This is a genomic window from Streptomyces sp. NPDC001663 (genome assembly GCF_042893105.1).
In the GTDB taxonomy this organism is placed as follows: domain Bacteria; phylum Actinomycetota; class Actinomycetes; order Streptomycetales; family Streptomycetaceae; genus Streptomyces.
On sequence record NZ_JBIAUR010000008.1, the window covers coordinates 185,967 to 207,111 of the forward strand.

At 70.8% G+C, this 21,145-nt stretch carries 17 protein-coding genes; 4 read left to right on the top strand and 13 right to left on the bottom strand.

Going from position 1 to position 21,145, the window contains the following annotated elements:
• Positions 1–250 precede the first annotated feature (250 nt).
• The 10 genes from ACFY1L_RS26025 to rsmH all read right to left on the bottom strand — a co-directional run bounded on the left by ACFY1L_RS26025 (position 251) and on the right by rsmH (position 12,611).
• On the bottom strand, positions 251–1,045 hold the full coding sequence (locus ACFY1L_RS26025) for a cell division protein FtsQ/DivIB (RefSeq protein WP_388828908.1): 795 nt from the start codon (positions 1,043–1,045) through the stop codon (positions 251–253).
• Between the two features lie 26 nt (positions 1,046–1,071).
• Positions 1,072–2,169 (bottom strand): undecaprenyldiphospho-muramoylpentapeptide beta-N-acetylglucosaminyltransferase, encoded by a 1,098-nt coding sequence (gene murG, locus ACFY1L_RS26030; RefSeq protein WP_388828911.1) that lies wholly within the window; start codon positions 2,167–2,169, stop codon positions 1,072–1,074.
• A 6-nt stretch (positions 2,170–2,175) separates the two neighbouring features.
• Positions 2,176–3,537, bottom strand: coding sequence for a putative lipid II flippase FtsW (ftsW, locus tag ACFY1L_RS26035; RefSeq protein ID WP_388828914.1), 1,362 nt, complete (start codon positions 3,535–3,537; stop codon positions 2,176–2,178).
• Positions 3,538–3,557: 20 nt separating this feature from the next.
• On the bottom strand, positions 3,558–4,976 hold the full coding sequence (murD, locus tag ACFY1L_RS26040; protein ID WP_388828917.1) for a UDP-N-acetylmuramoyl-L-alanine--D-glutamate ligase: 1,419 nt from the start codon (positions 4,974–4,976) through the stop codon (positions 3,558–3,560).
• Positions 4,958–6,028 carry a phospho-N-acetylmuramoyl-pentapeptide-transferase gene (gene mraY / locus ACFY1L_RS26045; protein WP_123970380.1) on the bottom strand — a complete coding sequence of 357 codons (1,071 nt, stop codon included), beginning with the start codon at positions 6,026–6,028 and terminating at the stop codon, positions 4,958–4,960. Before mraY ends, murD begins: the two co-directional genes overlap by 19 nt.
• Complete coding sequence (gene murF / locus ACFY1L_RS26050; protein WP_388828920.1) at positions 6,028–7,434, bottom strand: UDP-N-acetylmuramoyl-tripeptide--D-alanyl-D-alanine ligase; 1,407 nt, start codon at positions 7,432–7,434, stop codon at positions 6,028–6,030. The genes mraY and murF overlap by 1 nt, the downstream gene beginning before the upstream one ends.
• 4 nt (positions 7,435–7,438) lie before the next feature.
• Complete coding sequence (locus tag ACFY1L_RS26055; RefSeq protein WP_388829852.1) at positions 7,439–8,959, bottom strand: UDP-N-acetylmuramoyl-L-alanyl-D-glutamate--2,6-diaminopimelate ligase; 1,521 nt, start codon at positions 8,957–8,959, stop codon at positions 7,439–7,441.
• Between the two features lie 167 nt (positions 8,960–9,126).
• A complete protein-coding gene (locus ACFY1L_RS26060) occupies positions 9,127–11,082 on the bottom strand; it encodes a peptidoglycan D,D-transpeptidase FtsI family protein (protein WP_388828923.1) in 1,956 nt (651 codons plus the stop codon).
• A 5-nt stretch (positions 11,083–11,087) separates the two neighbouring features.
• Positions 11,088–11,591: a septum formation initiator family protein gene (locus ACFY1L_RS26065; RefSeq protein ID WP_388828926.1), complete on the bottom strand. Its 504-nt coding sequence runs from the start codon at positions 11,589–11,591 to the stop codon at positions 11,088–11,090.
• 60 nt (positions 11,592–11,651) lie between these two features.
• Positions 11,652–12,611, bottom strand: a complete 960-nt coding sequence (gene rsmH, locus ACFY1L_RS26070; RefSeq protein ID WP_388828929.1) for a 16S rRNA (cytosine(1402)-N(4))-methyltransferase RsmH — start codon at positions 12,609–12,611, stop codon at positions 11,652–11,654.
• A 354-nt stretch (positions 12,612–12,965) separates the two neighbouring features.
• Between rsmH and ACFY1L_RS26075 the strand changes: the two genes are divergently transcribed.
• The 4 genes from ACFY1L_RS26075 (at position 12,966) to ACFY1L_RS26090 (ending at position 18,743) form a co-directional block, all read left to right on the top strand.
• Entirely contained in the window at positions 12,966–13,574 is a 609-nt protein-coding gene (locus ACFY1L_RS26075; protein WP_388828932.1) for a beta-class carbonic anhydrase, read from the top strand.
• 239 nt (positions 13,575–13,813) lie between these two features.
• Positions 13,814–14,854: an AAA family ATPase gene (locus ACFY1L_RS26080; RefSeq protein ID WP_388828935.1), complete on the top strand. Its 1,041-nt coding sequence runs from the start codon at positions 13,814–13,816 to the stop codon at positions 14,852–14,854.
• Complete coding sequence (locus tag ACFY1L_RS26085) at positions 14,854–16,227, top strand: DUF58 domain-containing protein (protein ID WP_388828938.1); 1,374 nt, start codon at positions 14,854–14,856, stop codon at positions 16,225–16,227. Before ACFY1L_RS26080 ends, ACFY1L_RS26085 begins: the two co-directional genes overlap by 1 nt.
• Positions 16,224–18,743 (top strand): DUF3488 and DUF4129 domain-containing transglutaminase family protein, encoded by a 2,520-nt coding sequence (locus ACFY1L_RS26090; protein WP_388828941.1) that lies wholly within the window; start codon positions 16,224–16,226, stop codon positions 18,741–18,743. The genes ACFY1L_RS26085 and ACFY1L_RS26090 overlap by 4 nt, the downstream gene beginning before the upstream one ends.
• Before the next feature lie 181 nt (positions 18,744–18,924).
• Here the strand turns inward: ACFY1L_RS26090 and ACFY1L_RS26095 are convergent, their stop codons facing one another.
• The 3 genes from ACFY1L_RS26095 to ACFY1L_RS26105 form a co-directional block, all read right to left on the bottom strand.
• Positions 18,925–19,317, bottom strand: a complete 393-nt coding sequence (locus tag ACFY1L_RS26095) for a DUF3040 domain-containing protein (protein ID WP_099928183.1) — start codon at positions 19,315–19,317, stop codon at positions 18,925–18,927.
• A 276-nt stretch (positions 19,318–19,593) separates the two neighbouring features.
• On the bottom strand, positions 19,594–20,364 hold the full coding sequence (locus tag ACFY1L_RS26100; protein ID WP_388828945.1) for a methyltransferase: 771 nt from the start codon (positions 20,362–20,364) through the stop codon (positions 19,594–19,596).
• 198 nt (positions 20,365–20,562) lie between these two features.
• The gene (locus tag ACFY1L_RS26105) at positions 20,563–21,129 is read right to left on the bottom strand and encodes an SAV_6107 family HEPN domain-containing protein (protein WP_388828948.1); all 567 of its coding nucleotides are present in this window, start codon (positions 21,127–21,129) and stop codon (positions 20,563–20,565) included.
• Positions 21,130–21,145: the final 16 nt, after the last annotated feature.

Consider the following 21,145-nt stretch of genomic DNA (forward strand, 5'->3'; position numbering starts at 1 on the left):
TGTCGCCGTATCGCGGGTCATGCGATCCGACGACGGATGCCGAATGGGACGGTCCGTAGCGCCGACCCGAACCCTAACGTTGAAGTTTAGGGTTACCAGTGTGTCCGTTCCTTGAAGTCTTCTGAACAGGACACTAAGTCGACAAGTGGCGCACGTTCAACGAACACGCCGAACCTCCCGTTTTTCTTTTCACCCTATGTGATCAGCCGTAGCGCTGCCCAACCAGGGTGCTGGCCTGCGCGGATGTGCGTCAACTCCCCGATGACGCAGGGGCGGTGGGAACCGAGACGTCGAAGTACCGCGCATCCGGCGCCGCTTTCATGAGAGCGGTGAGCGTACGGGCCTTCAGAGCACCCCTCTCACCACTCCCCCACAAGACGGTCCGGCCGTCGCCCAACTCCAGCGAGATGTCGTCGTAGGAGCGCACTTTGACGGTCCGGGTGTCGCGGGCGACGGCGTCCGGAACAGCGCCTGCGACGCGCACCGCCTCGCGCACCAACCGGTCCTCGTCGAAGCGTCGCAGGGTTGCGGCGGACGAGCCCGAGGCGGACAGGGCCAATTCCAGTGCGGGAACGCCTTTCGGAGCCCGAGAAACCGTGGCGAAACGGACACCTTCGTCGTCCACTTCGACGAAGTTTCCGCCCTTTTGGACAATCAGAACCGGAGTGCGTTCAACCACTTTCAGGCCGATTCCATGGGGCCAGGAACGGACCACGTCAACCGTGTCAATTCGGGGCAGTTTCGCGCGCAGTCGCGTCTCAATCACACCGGTGTCGACGGAAATCAGCGGCGCCCCGACGGGGACTTCGGCGGCCTCGCGCACCTGCGCGGGTGTCAGAACCCGGGTTCCGGAGACCGACACCCGTTCCACGCGCAGCCATTGAGAGCCGTACAACAGCCATACGCTGCCCGCGCCGAGGAGAACGAGCACGACGGCAAGAATGATGATCGTACGAGGGCGGAGCAGCCTCAACCTCCGTGCCGGAGGCGGGCCGGACGACTCCTGCTGGCGTTCACCGCGTTCGGCGGTGGTCGGTCCGGCCACGCTCCCTGCCCTTCGTTCATGCGGTCCTAGTGATGTGCACGACGGGCGGCGATCGCCTCGTACACCATGCCGACGAGCAGTTCGTCGGCGTCCCGGCGGCCGAACTCCGCGGCGGCGCGGGACATCTCGTACAGCCGGTGCGGGTCGGCGAGCACGGGCAGGACGTTGGCCCGTACCCAGTCGGGCGTCAGTTCCGCGTCGTCGACCAGCAGTCCGCCACCGGCCTTCACCACCGGCTGGGCGTTCAGCCGCTGTTCGCCGTTGCCGATGGGCAGCGGGACGTAGGCGGCCGGCAGTCCGACGGCGGAGAGTTCGGCGACGGTCATCGCGCCCGCGCGGCAGAGCATCATGTCGGCAGCGGCGTACGCGAGGTCCATCCGGTCCAGGTAACTTACCGGGATGTACGGGGGCATTCCCGGCATCTGCTGCACATGCGGCAGTTCGTTCTTCGGGCCGACCGCGTGCAGGATCTGGATGCCGGCCTGCTGCAGCCAGGGCGCGACCTGCTGGACGACCTCGTTGAGGCGGCGGGCGCCCTGCGAGCCGCCGGAGACCAGCAGCGTCGGCAGGTTGGGGTCGAGCCCGAACATCGCGCGGGCCTCGGGGCGGGCGGCGGCCCGGTCGAGGGTGGCGATGGTGCGGCGCAGCGGGATGCCGATGTAGCGGGCGTCACGCAGCTTGCTGTCCGGGGTGGAGACGGCGACCCTGGCCGCGTAGCGCGAGCCGATCTTGTTGGCAAGGCCGGGGCGGGCGTTGGCCTCGTGGATCACGATCGGCACGCCGAGGCGCTTGGCGGCGAGGTAGCCGGGCAGGGCCACGTACCCGCCGAAGCCGACGACCGCGTCGGCCTTGGTGCGCTCGAGGATCTGCTCGGTCGCCTTGATCGTGCCGCGCAGCCGGCCCGGGACGGTGATCAGTTCGGGCGTCGGCTTACGGGGCAGTGGCACCGCCGGGATCAGCGCGAGCTCGTAGCCCCGCTGTGGAACGAGCGTGGTCTCAAGGCCGCGCTCCGTGCCCAGGGCCGTGATCCCCACGGTGGGGTCCTGCCTGCGCAGGGCGTCCGCGAGGGCGAGCGCGGGCTCGATGTGGCCGGCGGTCCCCCCACCGGCGAGTACGACATGCACCGAAATTCACCGCTCTCCGGACGAGCGCGCCGCCGAGGCACGCCGTCGCATCGTGTTCCATCTCCGAGGCCCCCGTGCCGACGCGGCGCCTCCCGCCCGCTTTCTACCAAAGCGAGGTTGCCGCATCGACAGCGCCGCCCGCGCAGCGGGCTCGTCACGCGCGAACGCGATCAGCAGCCCGATGGCGAACATGGTCGGCAGCAGGGCGGATCCTCCGTAGGAGAACAGCGGGAGGGGGACACCGGCGATCGGCAGCAGGCCGAGCACCGCACCGATGTTGATCACCGCCTGCGCGGTGATCCAGGTGGTCACGCCTCCCGCGGCATACCTGACGAAGGGGTCCTCCGTGCGTCCGGCCACGCGGATACCCGCATAGCCTAGAGCCGCGAAGAGGGCGAGCACCGACAGCGTCCCCGAGAGGCCCAGTTCCTCACCGGTGACGGCGAAGATGAAGTCCGTGTGCGCTTCCGGGAGTTGGCCCCATTTTTCCACACTCGCGCCGAGTCCGGATCCGAAGATTCCGCCGGATGCGAGCGCGTAGATCCCGTGCACGGCCTGCCAGCAGTCGACCGGTCCGGACTGGGGCGAGGTCGCGCCGATGCAGGAGAGGCGGGCCATCCGGTTCGGGCTGGTCTTGATGAGGATCACACCGATCACGGCGGCGATCGACAGCACTCCGGCGAACAGCCGCGTGGGCGCACCGGCCAGCCACAGCAGACCGAACAGGATCGCCGTGAGGATGATCGCCGTACCCATGTCGCCGCCGAGCATGATCAGCCCGAGCAGCATGAAGGCGGCCGGCACGAGCGGCACCAGCATGTGCTTCCACTGGTTCAGCAGCTTCTTGTCCTGCTTGCGGGCGAGCAGGTCGGCGCCCCACAGCACGAGGGCCAGCTTGCCGAACTCGCTGGGCTGGATCTGGAAGGAGCCGCCGAGCGAGATCCAGTTCTGGTTGCCGTTGACCGACATCCCTATCCCCGGCACCTGCACCAGCGCCATCAGGAAGACGGCACCCGCGAGGATCGGGTAGGCCAGCGCGCGGTGCAGCTTGACCGGCATCCGGGAGGCGATCAGCAGCAGTACGCCGCCGATCGCGGCCGCGAGGAGCTGCTTGCGGAAGAAGTACGAGCCCGGCAACGACATCTGCAGCGCGGTGATCTGGGAGGCCGAGTAGACCATCACCAGACCGAGCACGGTGATCAGCAGACTGCCGCCGAGGATCAAGTAGTACGCGGTCAGCGGCCGGTCCCAGGCACGCTTGGCGTTGAGGTACAGACGGAGTAGGGGGTTGTCACGGGTCGACCGGGGAGCGACGGGACGTCTGACGGACCGCTGCACGGGCGGACGTCCGGTACGACTACTGGGCATCAGCGCCTCCGCTACGTCGGTCAGGAGCCGAGTTCGCGAACCGCCTCCGCGAACGCGTCACCGCGCTTGTTGTAGTTGGCGAACATGTCCATCGAGGCGCAGGCCGGGGCCAGCAGCACCGTGTCGCCTTCGCCGGCGAGCCGCTTGGCCTCCTGGACAGCCGCGAGCATCGCCCCAGTGTCGGTCCGGTCGAGGTCGACGACGGGTACTTCCGGCGCGTGTCGCGCGAGGGCTTCGCGGATCAGGGCGCGGTCGGCGCCGATGAGCACGACCCCACGAAGTCGCTTTGCCGACTTGGCGACCAGCTCGTCGAAGGTCGCGCCCTTGGCGAGCCCGCCCGCGATCCAGACGATGGACTCGTACGCCGCCAACGAGGCTTCCGCGGCGTGCGTGTTGGTGGCCTTGGAGTCGTCGATGTACGCGACCCCGTCCACGTCGGCCACATGCGCGATGCGGTGCGCGTCCGGGGTGAAGTTCCTGAGGCCGTCGCGTACGGCCGCGGCGGGCACCCCGAAGGCGCGCGCGAGGGCCGCCGCCGCAAGTGCGTTGGCGATGTTGTGCGGGGCCGGCGGGTTGACGTCGGAGACCTCGGCGAGCTCCTGGGCGTTCTTCTGCCGGTTCTCTACGAAGGCGCGGTCGACCAGGATGCCGTCCACGACGCCCAGTTGGGACGGGCCCGGGGTGCCGAGGGTGAAGCCGATGGCCCGGCAGCCCTCCTCGACGTCGGCCTCGCGCACCAGGTCCTCGGTGGCCTTGTCGGCGACGTTGTAGACGCAGGCGACCCGATTGCCCTCGTAGATACGGCCCTTGTCGCGGGCGTACGCCTCCATGGAGCCGTGCCAGTCGAGGTGGTCCGGCGCCAGGTTCAGCACGGCGGCGGAGTGGGCGCGCAGCGAGGGCGCCCAGTGCAGCTGGTAGCTGGACAGCTCCACGGCGAGGACGTCGTACTGCTCCTCGCCGAGCACCGCGTCCAGGAGCGAGACGCCGATGTTGCCGACGGCGGCTGTGCGCAGGCCCGCCGCCTTCAGGATCGACGCCAGCATCTGGACGGTGGTGGTCTTGCCGTTGGTGCCCGTCACTGCCAGCCAGGGGGCCGCGTCGGGGCCCCGGAGCCGCCAGGCGAGCTCCACGTCGCCCCAGATCTCCAGGCCGGCTTCGCGAGCCGCGACGAACAGCGGCTTGTCCGGCTTCCAGCCCGGTGTGGTGACGACGAGTTTGGTGCCCTCCGGCAGGGTTGCGCCGTCGCCGAGGCGCACGGTGACGCCCAGGGCCTCCAGTTCGGCGGCCTGCTCACGCGCGCGTGCGTCGTCGCCGTCGTTGACGACCGTGACGACGGCCCCGCGCGCGTGCAGCACCTTGGCCGCCGGGATACCGGAGACGCCGAGCCCGGCGACGGTGACGTGCTTGCCCTGCCAGTCGGTCACTTGTCCGCTGCCCATCCCGCGTAGAAGAGGCCCAGTCCGACGATCACACAGATGCCCTGAATGATCCAGAAGCGGACCACCACGAGAACCTCGGACCAGCCCTTGAGTTCGAAGTGGTGCTGGAGTGGCGCCATCCGGAAGACGCGCCTGCCGGTGAGGCGGAAGGAGCCGACCTGGATGACCACCGACATGGTGATGAGGACGAACAGGCCGCCCATGATGGCCACCAGCAGCTCCGTGCGGGAGAGGATGGCCAGGCCCGTGAGGACACCGCCGAGCGCGAGCGAACCGGTGTCGCCCATGAAGATCTTGGCCGGCGAGGTGTTCCACCACAGGAAGCCGAGGCAGGCGCCCATCAGCGCGGAGGCGATGACCGCGAGGTCGAGCGGGTCGCGCACCTCGTAGCAGGCGCCCGGGTTGGTGAGGGTCTGCGCGTTGGCGCAGGACTCCTGGAACTGCCAGACGCCGATGAAGGTGTACGCGCCGAAGACCAGGACGGAGGCGCCGGTGGCGAGGCCGTCCAGACCGTCGGTGAGGTTCACGCCGTTCGACATCGCGAGGATCATGAACAGTGCCCAGACGACGAACAGCACCGGGCCGATCGACCAGCCGAAGTCCGTGATGAACGACAGCTTCGTGGAGGCCGGGGCGTTGCCGCGGGCGTCCTGGAACTGCAGGGCGAGCACGGCGAAGCTGATGCCGACGATCAGCTGGCCGGCCATCTTCGCCTTGGCCCTGAGGCCCAGCGAACGCCGCTTGACGATCTTGATGTAGTCGTCGAGGAAGCCGACCAGGCCCATGCCGACCATCAGGCCGAGCACCAGCAGGCCCGAGTAGCTCGGGGCGTAGCCGGTGATCACCTTGGAGAGGAAGTACGCGGCGACCGTCGCCAGGATGAAGGCGATGCCGCCCATGGTCGGCGTACCGCGCTTGCTGGCGTGCTCGCGTGGGCCGTCGTCCCGGATGTACTGGCCGTAGCCCTTGCGGGCCAGGAGCTTGATCAGCAGCGGGGTGCCGACCAGCGTCAGGAAGAGGCCAATGACTCCCGAGAACAGGATCTGCTTCATCATCGGGCAGCAACCTCACCCTCGGCACCGGTCTCGAGCAGCGCCTGGGCAATGCTCTCGAGCCCCACCGAACGGGACGCCTTCACGAGTACGACGTCCCCCGGGCGCAACTCGCTGCGCAACAGGTCGATCGCCGCCTGTGCGTCGGACACGTGCACCGACTCCTCACCCCACGAACCCTCGTTATATGCGCCCAGTTGCAGCCAGGACGCTTCCCTGCCCCCGACCGCGACGAGCTTGCCGACATTGAGCCGGACGGCGAGCCGTCCGACCGCGTCGTGCTCGGCGAGCGCCTCGTCCCCGAGCTCGGCCATCTTGCCGAGCACCGCCCAGGTCCGCCGCCCCCGGCCCATGGCCGCGAGCGCGCGCAGGGCGGCTCGCATGGACTCGGGGTTCGCGTTGTAGGCGTCGTTGACGATGGTCACGCCGTCCGGTCGCTCGGTGACCTCCATGCGCCAGCGGGAGAGGGAGCCCGCCTCGGAGAGCGCGGTGGCGATCTCTTCCGCGGACATGCCCAGCTCATGGGCGACGGCGGCCGCGGCGAGCGCGTTCGACACGTGGTGCTCACCGTACAGGCGCATGGTCACGTCGCTTGCACCGGAGGGTGTGTGGAGCCTGAAGGCGGGCTGTCCCGTGTCCGTGAGTCGCACGTTCTCGGCGCGTACGTCCGCTTCGTCGGCCTCTCCGAAAAGGATCACCTTCGCCTTCGTACGGGATGCCATGGCCCGTACGAGGGGGTCGTCCGCGTTGAGGATCGCGGCACCGTCTTCCGGAAGGGCTTCTACGAGTTCGCCCTTTGCCTGCGCGATCTGCTCGCGGCCGCCGAACTCGCCGATGTGGGCGGTGCCGACGTTGAGGACGAGGCCGATCTTCGGGGGCGTCAGATCCGTGAGGTAGCGGATGTGGCCGATGCCGCGGGCGCCCATCTCCAGCACGAGAAACCTGGTCTCGTCGGTGGCGCTGAGTGCGGTGAGCGGCAGCCCGATCTCGTTGTTGAGCGAGCCGGGCGTGAACACGGTGGGCGCCTTGCGCTGCAGGACCTGGGCGATCAGGTCCTTGGTGCTGGTCTTGCCCGCGGAGCCGGTCAGGGCCACGAGGGTCGCGCCGAGGCGTCGTACGACATGACGGGCGAGGGCGCCGAGGGCGCTCTGGACGTCCTCGACGACGATCGCGGGGACGCCGACCGGGCGCGACGCGAGCACCGCGACCGCACCCGCTTCGACGACCTGCCGGGCGAAGTCGTGGCCGTCCACGCGTTCGCCGACGAAGGCGACGAAGAGGCTGCCGGGCTCCACCTCGCGGGAGTCCCGGACCACCGGAGCGGTGACCTGGACGGACGTATCCGGTATGTCGTGCGTCTGCCCGCCGACGACTGCTGCGATCTCGGCGAGAGAGAGGGCGATCACAAGTTCATCCCTGGGTCTTCTGGATGGCTTCTCGAAGCACCTGGCGGTCGTCGAAGGGACGGACCACCCCGGCGATGTCCTGGCCCTGCTCATGGCCCTTGCCCGCGACCAGCACGGTGTCCTTGGGCCGTGCTCGGGCGACGGCGGCGGCGATCGCGGCGGCCCGGTCCTCGAAGACCTGGACCTCACCGCGTTCGTGTACTGGCACGGACGCCGCGCCCTCGAGCATGGTTGCGAGGATCGCGAGGGGGTCCTCGGAGCGGGGGTTGTCGGAGGTCAGTACGGCGGTGTCGGCGAGGCGGGCCGCGGCGGCGCCCATCGGCGCGCGCTTGGTCTTGTCCCGGTCGCCTCCGCAGCCGAGCACGACGTGCAGCTTGCCCTCGGTGACCTTGCGCAGGGCGCGCAGGACCGACTCCACGGCGTCCGTCTTGTGCGCGTAGTCGACGACCGCGAGATAGGGCTGGCCGGCGTCCACGCGCTCCAGACGCCCGGGCACACCCGGCACGGCCGCGACGCCGTCGGCGGCGGTCTGCGGGTCGAGCCCGGCGGCGGCGAGGGCGACGATCGCGGCGAGGGTGTTGGCCACGTTGAAGGGGCCCGGGAGCGGCGCCTTGGCCTCGATGCGCTCGCCCTGGGGGCCGATCACGGTGAAGGTCGAGTCGAGTTGGCCGATCTCGACGTCCTCGGCACGCCAGTCGGCGTCCGGGTGGCCCTCGGCGGAGAAGGTGACGACCGGGACGGAGGCCTCGTGGACCAGCCTGCGGCCGTACTCGTCGTCGAAGTTGACGATGCCGAGTTTGCTGCGTTTCGGCGTGAACAGCTGCGCCTTGGCCCGGAAGTAGTCCTCCATGTCGGAGTGGAACTCCATGTGTTCCGGGCTGAGGTTGGTGAACACGCCGATGTCGAAGACGCAGCCGTCGACCCGGCCGAGCACCAGCGCATGGCTGGAGACCTCCATGGCGACCGCCTCGACGCCGCGCTCGCGCATGACGGCGAACAGGGCCTGCAGGTCGGTGGCTTCGGGGGTGGTGCGCTCGGACTTGATGCGCTCGTCACCGATGCGCATCTCGACCGTGCCGATCAGGCCGGTGTTGCTCTTGGTCTTGAGACCGCCCTCGACGAGATAGGCGGTGGTGGTCTTGCCCGACGTGCCGGTGATGCCGATCTGGAGCAGGTCGCGGCCCGGGTGACCGTAGATCGTGGCCGCCAGCTCGCCCATCTGCCCGCGCGGGTCGTCGACGACCAGGACCGGAAGGCCCGTTGCCGCGGCGCGTTCGGCGCCGGTCGGGTCGGTCAGTACCGCTGCGGCGCCGAGGCCGGCGGCCTGCGTGACGAAGTCGGCGCCGTGCAGGCGGGCGCCCGGGAGGGCGGCGTACAGGTCGCCGGGGCGGACGGCGCGCGAGTCATGGGTGATGCCCGTGACCTCGGCGGTGCCGTCCGGCGCGGCGGCACCCAGCTGATCGGCGAGCTCCGCGAGGGGTGTCGCGGAAACCTGCACCGGCCTGGGCGGCCCCGGGTATGTCACGGATGCGCCCTTCTGGGTGGTTTGGGACTGATCAGCGTGTGGCACGGCGGTGAGCGTACCGGGCGCACCCGCTTGCGGGCGAAGTGAGGGGCGGGGGCCGCCCGGGTTGCCGGAGTCGGGAGTGATCATGGTCACGGAGCGTTCCTGGCTGGTTGCGCTGATCAGGACTAGAAGGTGACGGGCAGGTTCGCGGCCTTCGCGCCGGTGGGCGGGACCTGGAGGGTCTTCAGTGCGAACTCCATCACTTCCTTGTAGATGGGTCCGCAGATCTGGCCGCCGAAGTAACTGCCGCTCGTGGCGTTCTGGATGGCGCAGTAGACGGTGATGCGCGGGTTGTCCGCGGGGGCGAATCCCGCGAACGACGAGGTGTAACCGTGGTACTTGCCGGTGGCCGGATCCACGCGGTTGGCCGTACCCGTCTTGCCCGCGACCCGGTAGCCGGGGATGCGCGCCTTGTTGCCGGTGCCCTCCCGGTCGTCCACGACCGACTCCAGCATCTGGGCGAGGGTCCTCGCCGTCTTGGCGCTGACGACCCTTGTCTTCTTGGGCTTGGCGGCCGGTGTGAAGCGTCCGTCCGGTCCCTTGGTGCCGCGTACGAGCGTGGGTTCGACGCGTACGCCGCCGTTGGCGATCGTCGAGTAGACGGAGGCCGCCTGCATCGCGGTGACGGACACGCCCTGGCCGAAAGGAATCGTGTACTGCTGCGAGGTCGACCACTTGTCGGGCGGCGCGAGGATGCCCTTGGTCTCGCCGGGGAAGCCGAGTCCGGTGTAGCTGCCGATGCCGAACTTGCGCAGGTAGGAGTAGAGGACCTGGTTGGCCTGCTTCTGCGTCTTGCCGAGCTGGCCGGTCGCCAGGATGGTGCCGATGTTGCTGGACTTGGCGAGCACGCCGTTGAGCGTGAGGTCCCAGGTGTCGTGGTCGATGTCGTCCTTGAAGAGCCGGTCGCCGCGGTGCAGCCGGTTCGGCACGACGACGTGCGTCAGCGGCGTGGCGACGTTCTCCTGCAGTACGGCCGCCATCGACATGACCTTGGCGGTGGAGCCGGGCTCGAAGGCGTCCTCCACGGCCCAGTTGTGCAGGGCGTTCCCGCTCGCCTTGGACAGGTCGTTCGGGTCGAAGCCGGGCGAGTTGGCCATGGCGAGGATCTGGCCGGTCCGGGTGTCCTGCACTATCACGTAGCCGCGGTCCGCCCCGGACTTCCTGACCTGCTCGGAAATCGCGTTCTGCGCGGCCCACTGGATGTCGCGGTCGATGGTGAGCTCGACATCGGTGCCGGGCACCGCAGGGGTCTCGTTGGAGCCCGCGGTGGGCACCAGACGGCCCCCGGACTGGGCGTAGCGGATCTTGCCGTCCTTGCCGGCCAGTTGGCCGTTGAGCTGCTGCTCGACGCCACCGCCGCCCTGGCCCGAGTCGTTGACCCAGCCCAGTATCCCGGCGCCGAGGTCGCCGTTGGGGTAGATGCGCTTGGTGCTGGGGGTCGAGAAGACGCCGGCGAGGGCGTTGACGGTGGACTTGTCGGTCTGGGCCTTCGCGTTGAGCGCGGCCTTCAGGTCCTTGATCTGCGTCCACACCTGCGGGATCTGCCGGCGGGCGAGCAGGACGTAGCGCAGCCCCTTGTTCTTGGGGCGGAGCTTCTGGACGAGCTTGTCCTGGTCCATGCCGATGATCGGCGCGAGGAGCGCGGCCGCCTGCTCCGGCCCGTCGTCGACCTTCAGCTGTTTGCGGGTGAACATCGTGGGGTCGGCCGTGATGTCGTACGCGTCCACGCTGGTCGCGAGGGCGACGCCGTTGCGGTCGGTGATGCCGCCGCGCTCGGCGGGCAGGATCTGGCCGACGTACCGGTTCTGCTCGGCCTTGGCGGCGTACGCGCTCGCGTCGACCGCTTGCACCTGCAGCAGCCGTACGACGAAGGCGATCAGCACCAGTGTCAGCGCGAGGCTGACCATGCGCAGCCGGGGGCGGGGGCTGCCCAGCTTGAGGATCTTGGGGGCGCCGGGACGGGCCGGTGCCGGGCGGCGGGCCGGGCGGGCGCCGGGGCCCGGGCGGCGCCGGCCGGAGGCGGGCCGGTCGGCACGCGCGGGGCCGGGCACGCGGCGGCGCGGCGGTTCCCTGTCGGACACTTCCGTCACCTGCCGATGGTCGGGGTCGTCGGGGTGGTTTCCGAGACGGGGATCTCGGCGGGGGACGTGCCGGGGACCGTGGTGAAGACGACCGCCTCCGGCGAGCGCAGCACGAACGGTGCCCCGGCGTAGCCCGCCCCGGCAGCGGTCGAGGGGACGCCCTTCACGGTGCCGTCGGGACTCAGGAAGGCGGGATCGCCACCCGGAATCATGCCGAGCTCGCGGGCGCGGCGCTGGAGGGCCTCCGGCGCCGAGTAGGAGTCGATGTCCCGCTGGAGCGCCTGTTCCTCGTCGGTGAGGTTCTTGGTGTCCTTCTGCAGGTCGTCGAGCTTGAACGAGCCCTCGCTGAGCGCGGAGTTCAGCACCAGGAGCCCGATCAGCCCGCCGCCGAGAAGGAGTACGACGAGGAGAACGAAGGGGGTGCGCGCCGCCTGTCCACGAGTCCCCGGTCCGGGGAAGAGCCGTGCGAGACGAGCGGCCCGCCCCCTCAGTTCGGGTTTCCTGCTCACTCGGCCTCCAGTGAGTCCGGTTTTCCAACCCGCCAATGCGCCAAGTCGTTCACACCCGGCTCACTCACTCACGTCCTCCCTGATGCGCTGGGCGCCGCGCAGTCGCGCAGGCGCCGCCCGCCGGTTCTCGGCGACCTCTTCCTCGGTGGGAAGTTCGGCACCGCGCGTGAGCAGCTTGAGCCGGGGTTGGTACTGCTCGGGGACGATCGGCAGCCCGGGGGGCGCGGTGTTGGCGGCGCCGGCCGCGAACACCTGCTTGACCAGGCGGTCCTCGAGCGAGTGGTACGACAGCACGGCGATCCGTCCGCCCACGTCGAGGGCCTTCACGGCGGCCGGGATCGCCCGTTCCAGGACGGAGAGTTCGCCGTTGACCTCGATGCGCAGCGCCTGGAAGGTGCGCTTGGCGGGGTTGCCGCCGGTGCGCTTGGCAGCCTGCGGCAGCGCGTCCCGGATCAGCTCGACGAGCCGCGCGCTGTTGCTGAACGGCTCCTTCTCGCGCTCGCGCACGACGGCGGCGACGATCCGCTTGGCCTGCTTCTCCTCGCCGTACGCGCGCAGGATGCGGACGAGTTCACCCGCCGGATAGGTGTTGAGGACCTCTGCGGCGCTCATGCCGGTCGTCTGGTCCATGCGCATGTCGAGCGGGGCGTCCTGGGCGTAGGCGAAGCCGCGGTCGGCCTCGTCGAGCTGCATGGAGGAGACGCCGAGGTCGAACAGGACGCCCTGCACGCGCGCGATCCCGAGCCTTTCCAGTACGTCCGGGAGTTCGTCGTAGACCGCGTGCACCAGGGTGGCGCGCTCGCCGAAGGGCGCGAGCCGCTCGCCGGACAGGCGCAGCGCCTCCTTGTCGCGGTCGAGGGCGACCAGCCGCGCCTCGGGGAACTGCGTCAGCAGGGCCTCGCTGTGGCCGCCGAGGCCCAGGGTGCAGTCGACGACCACCGCGCCCGGCCGCTGCAGGGCGGGGGCCAACAGGTCCAGGCACCGCTGGAGCATCACCGGGACGTGTCGACTCTGGCTCAAGGGGCCCTCTCAGGTCCGGCGCGGCCGTACGCACCGCCGGGTCCCCGCCCGCTCGTGAAGGGGAGGTCTGCCGGCGCCAAGAGCGTCAGCCGACCGCGAGCGGGAGGAGGCCGAGCCGTACGTACGCGCCGCGCACGTGGGGAGACCGTCCGTGCCTGGGGCCTCCGGGAAAATCAGTCCAGCAGGGAGAGCCTCGCCTCCCGCTTCGCGTCACTTTAGTCCACGGTGTCTCGCGGTCAATCAACCGGCCTGCGCGTCGCGGACCTGCATGAGTGCGAAGCGGCATATCCGGGAAAATCACCCGTACGGCTTCGCCCCCGCCACCTATGTGGGTTACCTCACAAGAGGACCGTGATGACGCTCTTTTCCCGCTCTCACACCAGGACCGGATCGCATGTGACCAGTACCGTCATAGGTATGACGACTTCTGCATCCGTTCCCACCGAGTCCGAAGGCGCCATACACGGCGGCACCGTCACCGACCGCCTCGTGGAGGCGAACGGACGGTACGCCGCCGCATTCACCGACCCCGGGATGGACGCCCGCCCCGTTCTGCACGTCGCGGTCGTGGCCTGTATGGACGCCCGTCTCGACCTGCACGCCGCGCTCGGCCTGGAGCTCGGCGACTGCCACACCATCCGCAACGCGGGCGGCGTGGTCACCGACGACGTGATCCGCTCGCTCACCATCAGCCAGCGCAAGCTCGGCACCCGCAGCATCGTCCTGATCCATCACACCGGCTGCGGCCTCGAGGCGATCACCGAGGACTTCCGCACCGAGCTGGAGATGGAGGTCGGCCAGCGTCCGGCCTGGGCGGTCGAGGCCTTCCGGGACGTCGACCAGGACGTACGGCAGTCCATGCAGCGCGTGCGCACCTCGCCGTTCCTCCTGCACGCCGACGACGTGCGCGGCTTCGTCTTCGACGTGAAAACGGGTCTGCTGCGCGAGATCGACCCGACATAACGGCTCCCGGCCCTTCTCGTTTTTCGCAAAACCCGCGCATCCTGGAGCCCAAGCGCCGTAAAACCCGACATATCGCAGCCAGTTGTCCACAGTCGAGTGACACGAATCGGTAACGGCAGCAAGAATGCGGTGTGTGGCATCACGCGGAACTTTCCACGCGTGGTGTCCGTGTTCCAGGGGTGGGCCGGTCCGCACAGCAGAGCGTCGGCCCGGAGAAAGAACGGGCCGAGGAGGGCCGGGTGACGACCTATGACGATCGAGCGAGCCTTACAGATCTGACTGCCACTGTGGAGCGAGTCCGCAGTTCGGTGGAAGGAGTGATCGAGGGCAAGCCCGAGGTCGTACGGCTTTCGCTGACCGTACTGCTCGCTGAAGGACATCTTCTGATCGAGGATGTTCCTGGCGTGGGCAAGACCATGCTGGCCAAGGCGTTGGCCAAGTCCATCGACTGTTCGGTGCGACGCATCCAGTTCACGCCGGACCTGCTGCCCTCGGACATCACGGGTGTGTCCATCTGGGACCAGCAGCGCCGGGAGTTCGAATTCAAGCCGGGCGCGATCTTCGCGCAGATCGTGATCGGCGACGAGATCAACCGCGCCTCGCCGAAGACGCAGTCGGCGCTCCTGGAGTCGATGGAGGAGCGCCAGGTCACCATCGACGGGACGACCTACGAGCTGCCCAGCCCCTTCATGGTGGTGGCCACGCAGAACCCGGTCGAGATGGAGGGCACCTACCCGCTGCCCGAGGCGCAGCGCGACCGCTTCATGGCCCGGGTCTCGGTGGGCTACCCCAGCGTGGAGGCCGAGCTGCAGATGCTCGACGTGCACGGCGGAGTGTCCCCGCTGGAGGACCTGCAGCCGGTGGCGCACGCGCACGACATCGTGAAGCTGATCGAGGCGGTCCGCGGCGTCCACGTCGCGGAAACGGTCCGGCGCTACGCGGTGGACCTGGTCGCCGCCACGCGCAACCACCCCGACCTCAGACTCGGCGCCTCGCCGCGCGCGACGCTGCACCTGCTGCGCGCGGCGAAGGCGTCCGCAGCCCTGAGCGGCCGGGAGTACGCCCTGCCGGACGACGTGCAGGCGCTCGCCGTCGCCGTCCTGGCCCACCGTCTGCTGCCCACCGCGCAGGCCCAGCTCAACCGGCGTACGGCGGAGCAGGTCGTGCAGGAGATCCTGCAGCGCACCGCGGTGCCCGCGGCGCCCCAGCAGCAGAGCGGCTTCGGCGGCCTGGGCCACGGCGCTCCGGCGTACCCCCAGCAGCCGCCGCGGAGGCTGTGATGACCTCCGGGGGGACGGGGCACGCGGAGGCCGACCGGGGCGACAAGGGCGGCATCCGTACGGCCCTGGCGGGTCTGACCACCCGCGGACGCTCCTTCCTGGCGGCCGGGATCGCGGCCGCCATCTGCGCCTACGTCCTGGGCCAGAGCGACCTGCTGCGGGTCGGCCTGCTGCTCGCCGTGCTGCCGCTGGTGTGCGCGCTGTTCCTGTACCGCACGCGCTACCGAGTGGCCGGCAGCCGCCGCCTCTCCCCCGCGCGCGTGCCCGCCGGCAGCGAGGCCCGCGTCCATCTGCGGATGGACAACGTCTCGCGGCTGCCCACGGGCCTGCTGATGCTCCAGGACCGGGTGCCGTACGTGCTGGGCCCGCGGCCCCGCTTCGTGCTGGACCGGGTGGAGCCGGGCGGCCGCCGCGAGGTGTCCTACCGCGTCCGCTCCGACCTGCGCGGCCGCTACCCGCTGGGCCCGCTGCAGCTGCGCCTGACCGACCCGTTCGGCATGTGCGAGCTGACCCGTTCCTTCTCGTCGTACGACACCCTGACGGTGATCCCGCGCGTGGAGGCGCTGCCTCCGGTACGGCTGACCGGCGAGGCGAAGGGGTACGGCGACGGGCGGCAGCGCTCGCTGGCCCTGGCGGGCGAGGACGACGTGATCCCGCGGGGCTACCGCTACGGCGACGATCTGCGCCGCGTCCACTGGCGCCTCACCGCCCGCTACGGCGAGCTGATGGTGCGCCGCGAGGAGCAGCCCCAGCGCTCCCGCTGCACGGTGCTGCTGGACACCCGGGGCATCGCCTTCGAGGGCGCGGGCCCGGACTCGGCCTTCGAGTGGGCCGTGTCGGGTGCGGCGTCCGTCCTGGTGCACATGCTCGAACGAGGCTTTTCCGTACGGCTGTTGACGGACACGGGCACCTCGGTGCCGGGCGAGGGTGCCGAGGGGTTCGCGGGCGCGAGCCAGGAGACGGCCGACTCCGCGGGGCTGATGATGGACACCCTCGCGGTGGTCGACCACTCGGACGGCACGGGTCTGTCCCGGGCGTACGACGTGCTGCGCGGCGGGAACGAAGGGCTGCTGGTGGCCTTCTTCGGCGACCTCGACGAGGAACAGGCGGCGGTGGTCGCCAAGATGCGGCAGCGCAGCGGAGGCGCCGTCGCGTTCCTCCTGGACAGCGATGTGTGGGTGCGGGAACCGACCGATGTGGCCGGGCCGTTGGACAGGCGTGAGGAGCGGCTGCGGATGCTGCGGGAGGCCGGCTGGACGGCCGTGAGCGTGCCGCGGGGCGCTTCGCTGAGCGAGCTGTGGCGGCAGGCGGACCGCGACCGCGCGGGTCTCGCGGCGACGGGCGGGACGAACGGTGAGGGGGCGAGGTCATGAGCGGGCGGGCACGACTGGCGCTGTGCGCCTGGGCGGCCACGCTGATGGCGTCCTGCGCCCTGCTGCCGCTGGTCTCACCGGCCACCTGGATCCTGCAGGTGGCGTTCCTGCTGGGCGTGCAGACGGGCGTGGGCGCGGTGACCCGCCGGGTGCCGCTCGCGCGGCCGCTGACGGTGGCGGCGCAGGCGCTCGTCACGCTGATGCTGCTGACGCTGGTCTTCGCCCGGCAGCAGGCGTTCATAGGGCTCGTCCCCGGCCCGGAGGCGTTCCGTCACATCGCCGACCTGCTGCAACAGGGCGGCGACGACATCGCGCGGTACGCGATCCCGGCGCCGCTGGAGTCCGACGGCATCCGGCTGATGCTGATCGGCGGAGTCATGATCATCGGGCTCGCCGTGGACACCCTCGCGGTGACGTTCCGCAGCGCGGCTCCGGCCGGGCTGCCGCTGCTCGCGCTGTACTCCGTCGCCGCCGGGCTGTCCGACGGCGGCGCGGACTGGCTGTGGTTCCTGGTCGCGGCGGCCGGCTATCTCCTCCTGCTCCTGGCCGAGGGGCGGGAGCGGCTCTCCCAGTGGGGCCGGGTCTTCGGCGGCGGGCCACGCGCTCCGGGCGGGGAGCCCGGCGCGGTGGCGCCGATCCGCACCGGGCGGCGCATAGGCGTGGTCGCACTGGGCCTCGCCCTGGTGGTGCCGGCCGCCCTGCCCTCGATGAGCGGCGGCCTGCTGGACGCCGCCAGGACGGGCGTGGGCTCCGGCACCGGAGGCGGCGGCACCATCTCCGCGGTGAACCCGCTGGTGTCGCTGCGCGACAGTCTGAACGTGGACGAGGACCGCCAGGTCCTGTCCCTGAAGACCAACAGCAACGACATCTCGAACCTGTATCTGCGGATCGTGTCGCTGGACGACTTCGACGGCAACACCTGGAAGCCGTCCAAGCGGCACATCGTCGCCGTGCCGAACGACTTCCCGACGCCGAACGGCCTCGGCCCGGACGTCAAGCGCGCGGAGATCCAGACCCGTATCTCGGCCGCCGACTGGTACGCCCAGGACTGGCTGCCGATGCCCTATCCGCCCAGCGGCGTGGACATCGAGGGCAAGTGGCGTTACGAACCGGTGGGCATGACGCTCGTCGGCGACCACGGCCAGACCACACGCGGCAAGACCTACCTGGTCAAGAGCCTCGACGTGCAGCCGACTGCGGAGCAGCTCGCCAACGCGCCGGAGCCGCCCGCCTCGCTGGAGCGCGACTACACCAAGGTGCCGGACTCGGTGCCCGCGGTCGTCGCACAGACCGCCCGCAAGGTCACCAAGGGGGCGGCCAACCCCTATGAGAAGGCGGTCAAACTCCAGGACTACTTCGCCCTGACCGGCGGCTTCCAGTACAGCACCCAGGTGCAGGTCGGCACCGGCCCGCAGGCGATCGCCAAGTTCCTGAAGGACAAGGAGGGCTTCTGCGTCCACTTCTCCTTCGCGATGGCGGCGATGGCCCGCACCCTGGGCATACCGGCCCGGGTCGCGGTGGGCTTCGCCCCCGGTACTCCGCAGGCGGACGGCTCGGTCTCGGTGGGCCTGAAGGACGCGCACGCGTGGCCCGAGCTGTACTTCGAGGGCGTGGGCTGGACCCGCTTCGAGCCGACGCCGAACCGGGGCGTGACTCCCTCGTACACGCAGTCGGACACGCCGGGCAACAGCCTCCCGGATGTCGTGCGGCCCTCGCAGACTGCGGGTTCGTCCTCCTCGACGGCCCCCTCGGCGAGCACCAGCTGCTCGGTGCAGGACAAGAAGGACCAGGCATGCGCCGGCGCGCTCCCGCTGGACACGGCCAAGCCGGGTGCCGACGGTCCCCCCTGGTACCAGATCGCCGCGTGGACGCTGCTTGGTCTCCTGGTGGTCGCGCTGCCGCTGCTGCCCATGCTGTGGCGGCTGCGACGGCGTTCGGTGCGGCTGGCCTCGGCCCAGCACGCCTCGTCCGGCCTGACGTTGGGCAAGGGCGAGCGCAGGAGACGGGGCGCGGGTGAGACGACCACGGACGACGTCGATGTGTCGGCCCCGCCGATGTCGGTGCAGGCGGACGCGCGGTTCGCCGCGGAGGTCGCCGCCGGGTACGTCCTGGCCGTCTGGCGGGAGCTCACCGACACGGCCTGGGACTACGGCATCGTGCCGGACGACGCGCTGACCCCGCGGAAGGCGGCCGCGCGGATCGTGCGGCTCGGGGAGCTGGACCCGGCGACGGCCCAGTCGGTGCACCGAGTGGCCGGTGCCGTGGAACAGGTGCTGTTCGCGCCGGAGCCGCAGGCGGTGCCGGGACTCGCCGAGGAAGTGCGCAGGATGCGGGCGGCGCTGCGGGCGAGGGTCAACTGGACCACGCGGGTGCGTGCGATTGTGGCGCCTCGGTCGGCGATCCGCGCGGTGTGGGACGTCATGGACCGCTGGACGGCCTTCAAGGCCCGCACGGCCGAGAGCTGGTCGAGCGTGCTGGTGCGGCTGCGGCGCCCGTCCGGGCAGCAGAGCGGCTGACGGTGCGAACGTTCGGCCCCGGTCCCGGCTCTTCTCCGGGGCCGGGGCCGACTCCTGTGGTCCCGGCACCGTGCACCTGTTCCGGGCCCCTGTTCCGGGCGCGCGTGAGGGGGTGACCACCCACCCTCGGGTGGTCACCCCCTCAACTACATCTGGGAGCTGCTCGTCGAGCGAAGAGGCGCTAGTGGCCCTGCTCGTCGCGGCGCCGCTGCCAGCGCTGCTCGATCCGGTCCATCATGGAGCGCTTCTGCCGGCCCTGACGGCGCGCGTGCGGGGCACCTGCGGCGGGCTGCTCGCCCGGCTTGGGGGCCTTGCGCCAGCCGGTCACAGCGAGAACCGCGCAGCCCAGCATGACGAGGAAGCCCACCACGCTCAGCCAGACCTGCTTGGCGACCATTCCAGCCATGAGGAGCGCGATACCCACGAGGAAGCCCGCGACCGCCTGGTAGACCCGCCGCCGGGTGTACGTACGCAGCCCGCTTCCCTCGAGCGCCGACGCGAACTTGGGATCTTCGGCGTACAGCGCTCGCTCCATCTGCTCGAGCATGCGCTGCTCGTGCTCCGAGAGCGGCACGGAGTCCTCCTCATCGTGCGGTCGCCGGGGCGACCCGGGGGTCCCTTCAGGATAGGCAGGGAATCGCCCCCGTGAAACCCGCCCCTCTGCGCCAATTGGCCAACCGGAACCCGCCATGGACGTCCCGGCTCGCTGAATCTTGCATTCCCCAGCGGCCGACCCGTCATGCCGGGCGGTCTCCCTCGATCATACGGCGCTGGACGCCCGATCGGGGGGCCTGTGGCGTACTCCATCCGCACCCAAGTCCCTGATCAGCGGCGCGACGCGGGAGGCGGCTCAGGCCTCGGCCGCCCCCGGTGTCTCACCGAGCACGTGGAGCTGGGTGGCCACGGAGTGGAAGGCGGGGAGTTCGGCCGCCGCCTCCTCGAGCTTCAGCAGTGCCTCCACGGCGCCGGGCTCGGTGTCCACGAGGACGCCCGGGACGAGGTCGGCGAAGACCCGCACGCCGTGCACGGCGCCGACCCTGAGGCCCGCGCCCTCGACCAGTCCGGTCAGCTGCTCGGCGGTGAAGCGGCGCGGCACGGGGTCGCCCTCGCCCCAGCGGCCGTTCGGATCGGCGAGGGCCTGCCGGGCCTCCTTGAAGTGGCCGGCGAGGGCCCGCGCCAGCACGGCGCCGCCGAGGCCGGCGGCGAGCAGGCTGAGGACGCCCTCGGACCGCAGGGCGGCCACCGCGTTGCGCACGCCCTCGGCCGGGTCGTCGACGTACTCCAGGACGCCGTGGCACAGCACGACGTCGTAGCCGCCGCGCTCGACCACGTCGAAGAGCCCGTGGGCGTCGCCCTGGACGCCCTTCACGCGGTCGGCGACGCCGGCCTCGGCGGCGCGGCGCTCCAGCGCGAACAGCGCGTTCGGGCTGGGGTCGACGACGGTGACCTGGTGGCCGAGGCGGGCGGCCGGCACCGCGAACTTGCCGCTGCCGCCCCCGGTGTCGAGGACGTCCAGCGCCTGGCGTCCCGTGGCCTTGACCCGGCGCTCGAGGGCGTCCTGGAGGACCTCCCAGACCACGGCGGTACGGAGGGAGGCGCGGGGACGCGTGGGGTCCGACACGGCAGTTGACTCCTCGGCGCGGCACCGCCCCTTGCACGGCGGAGCGAACGGGACGCCTCCCCGGCCCGGGGTGCGGGAGGAAGGCTTCAGGCGCCCTCCACCCTATTGCCTCCGCGGCCGCACCCGGCCACCACGGTGACGTGCCCCGGCGGACGTCTCACACGGCGGACGCCGCCGAAGTCCCGTACGGCGGACCGGTCAGCCGGTGTCCGGGAAGTCGCGGTCGCCCTCCGGGTCGGCCTGCGGGTGGTCGGCGTCCTGGCGCGGCTGTGGGAGGACCGGCTGGAGAACCAGCATCCGCTCGACGAGGCGCAGGAACATCGCCACGTCGCGTATCAGGTCGTCGGCGTCCCGGCGGCTGGCCGCGCCCTGGATGCCGGCCTCGGCCCGGGCGCGGCGCCGGGCCCCGGAGGCGAACAGCGCGCTCCACTCGGTGAGTTCGGGCGCGATTTCGGGGAGCACTTCCCAGGCGCTCCTGATGCGAGCCCTGCGTCGGGAGCTCGGCTCCGGGCGGCCTCGCGCGGCGAGCACGGCGGCGGCCGTGCGCAGGGCGGCGAGATGGGCCGTGGCGTAGCGCTCGTTGGGCGTTTCGAGGACGGCTGCCTCGTCCAGTCCGGCGCGGGCCTGGGCGAGCAGGTCGAGGGCGGCGGGCGGGGCGGCGGTCCGGCGCAGCACCGGGTGCACGTCGCTGGCCGGACCGGTCAGTGAGGGGGCAGGGCCGGTGGCGCGGCGCCGGCGGGCGGCTGCTGCGTGGTAGCTGGCCATGACGAACCTCCTGTCG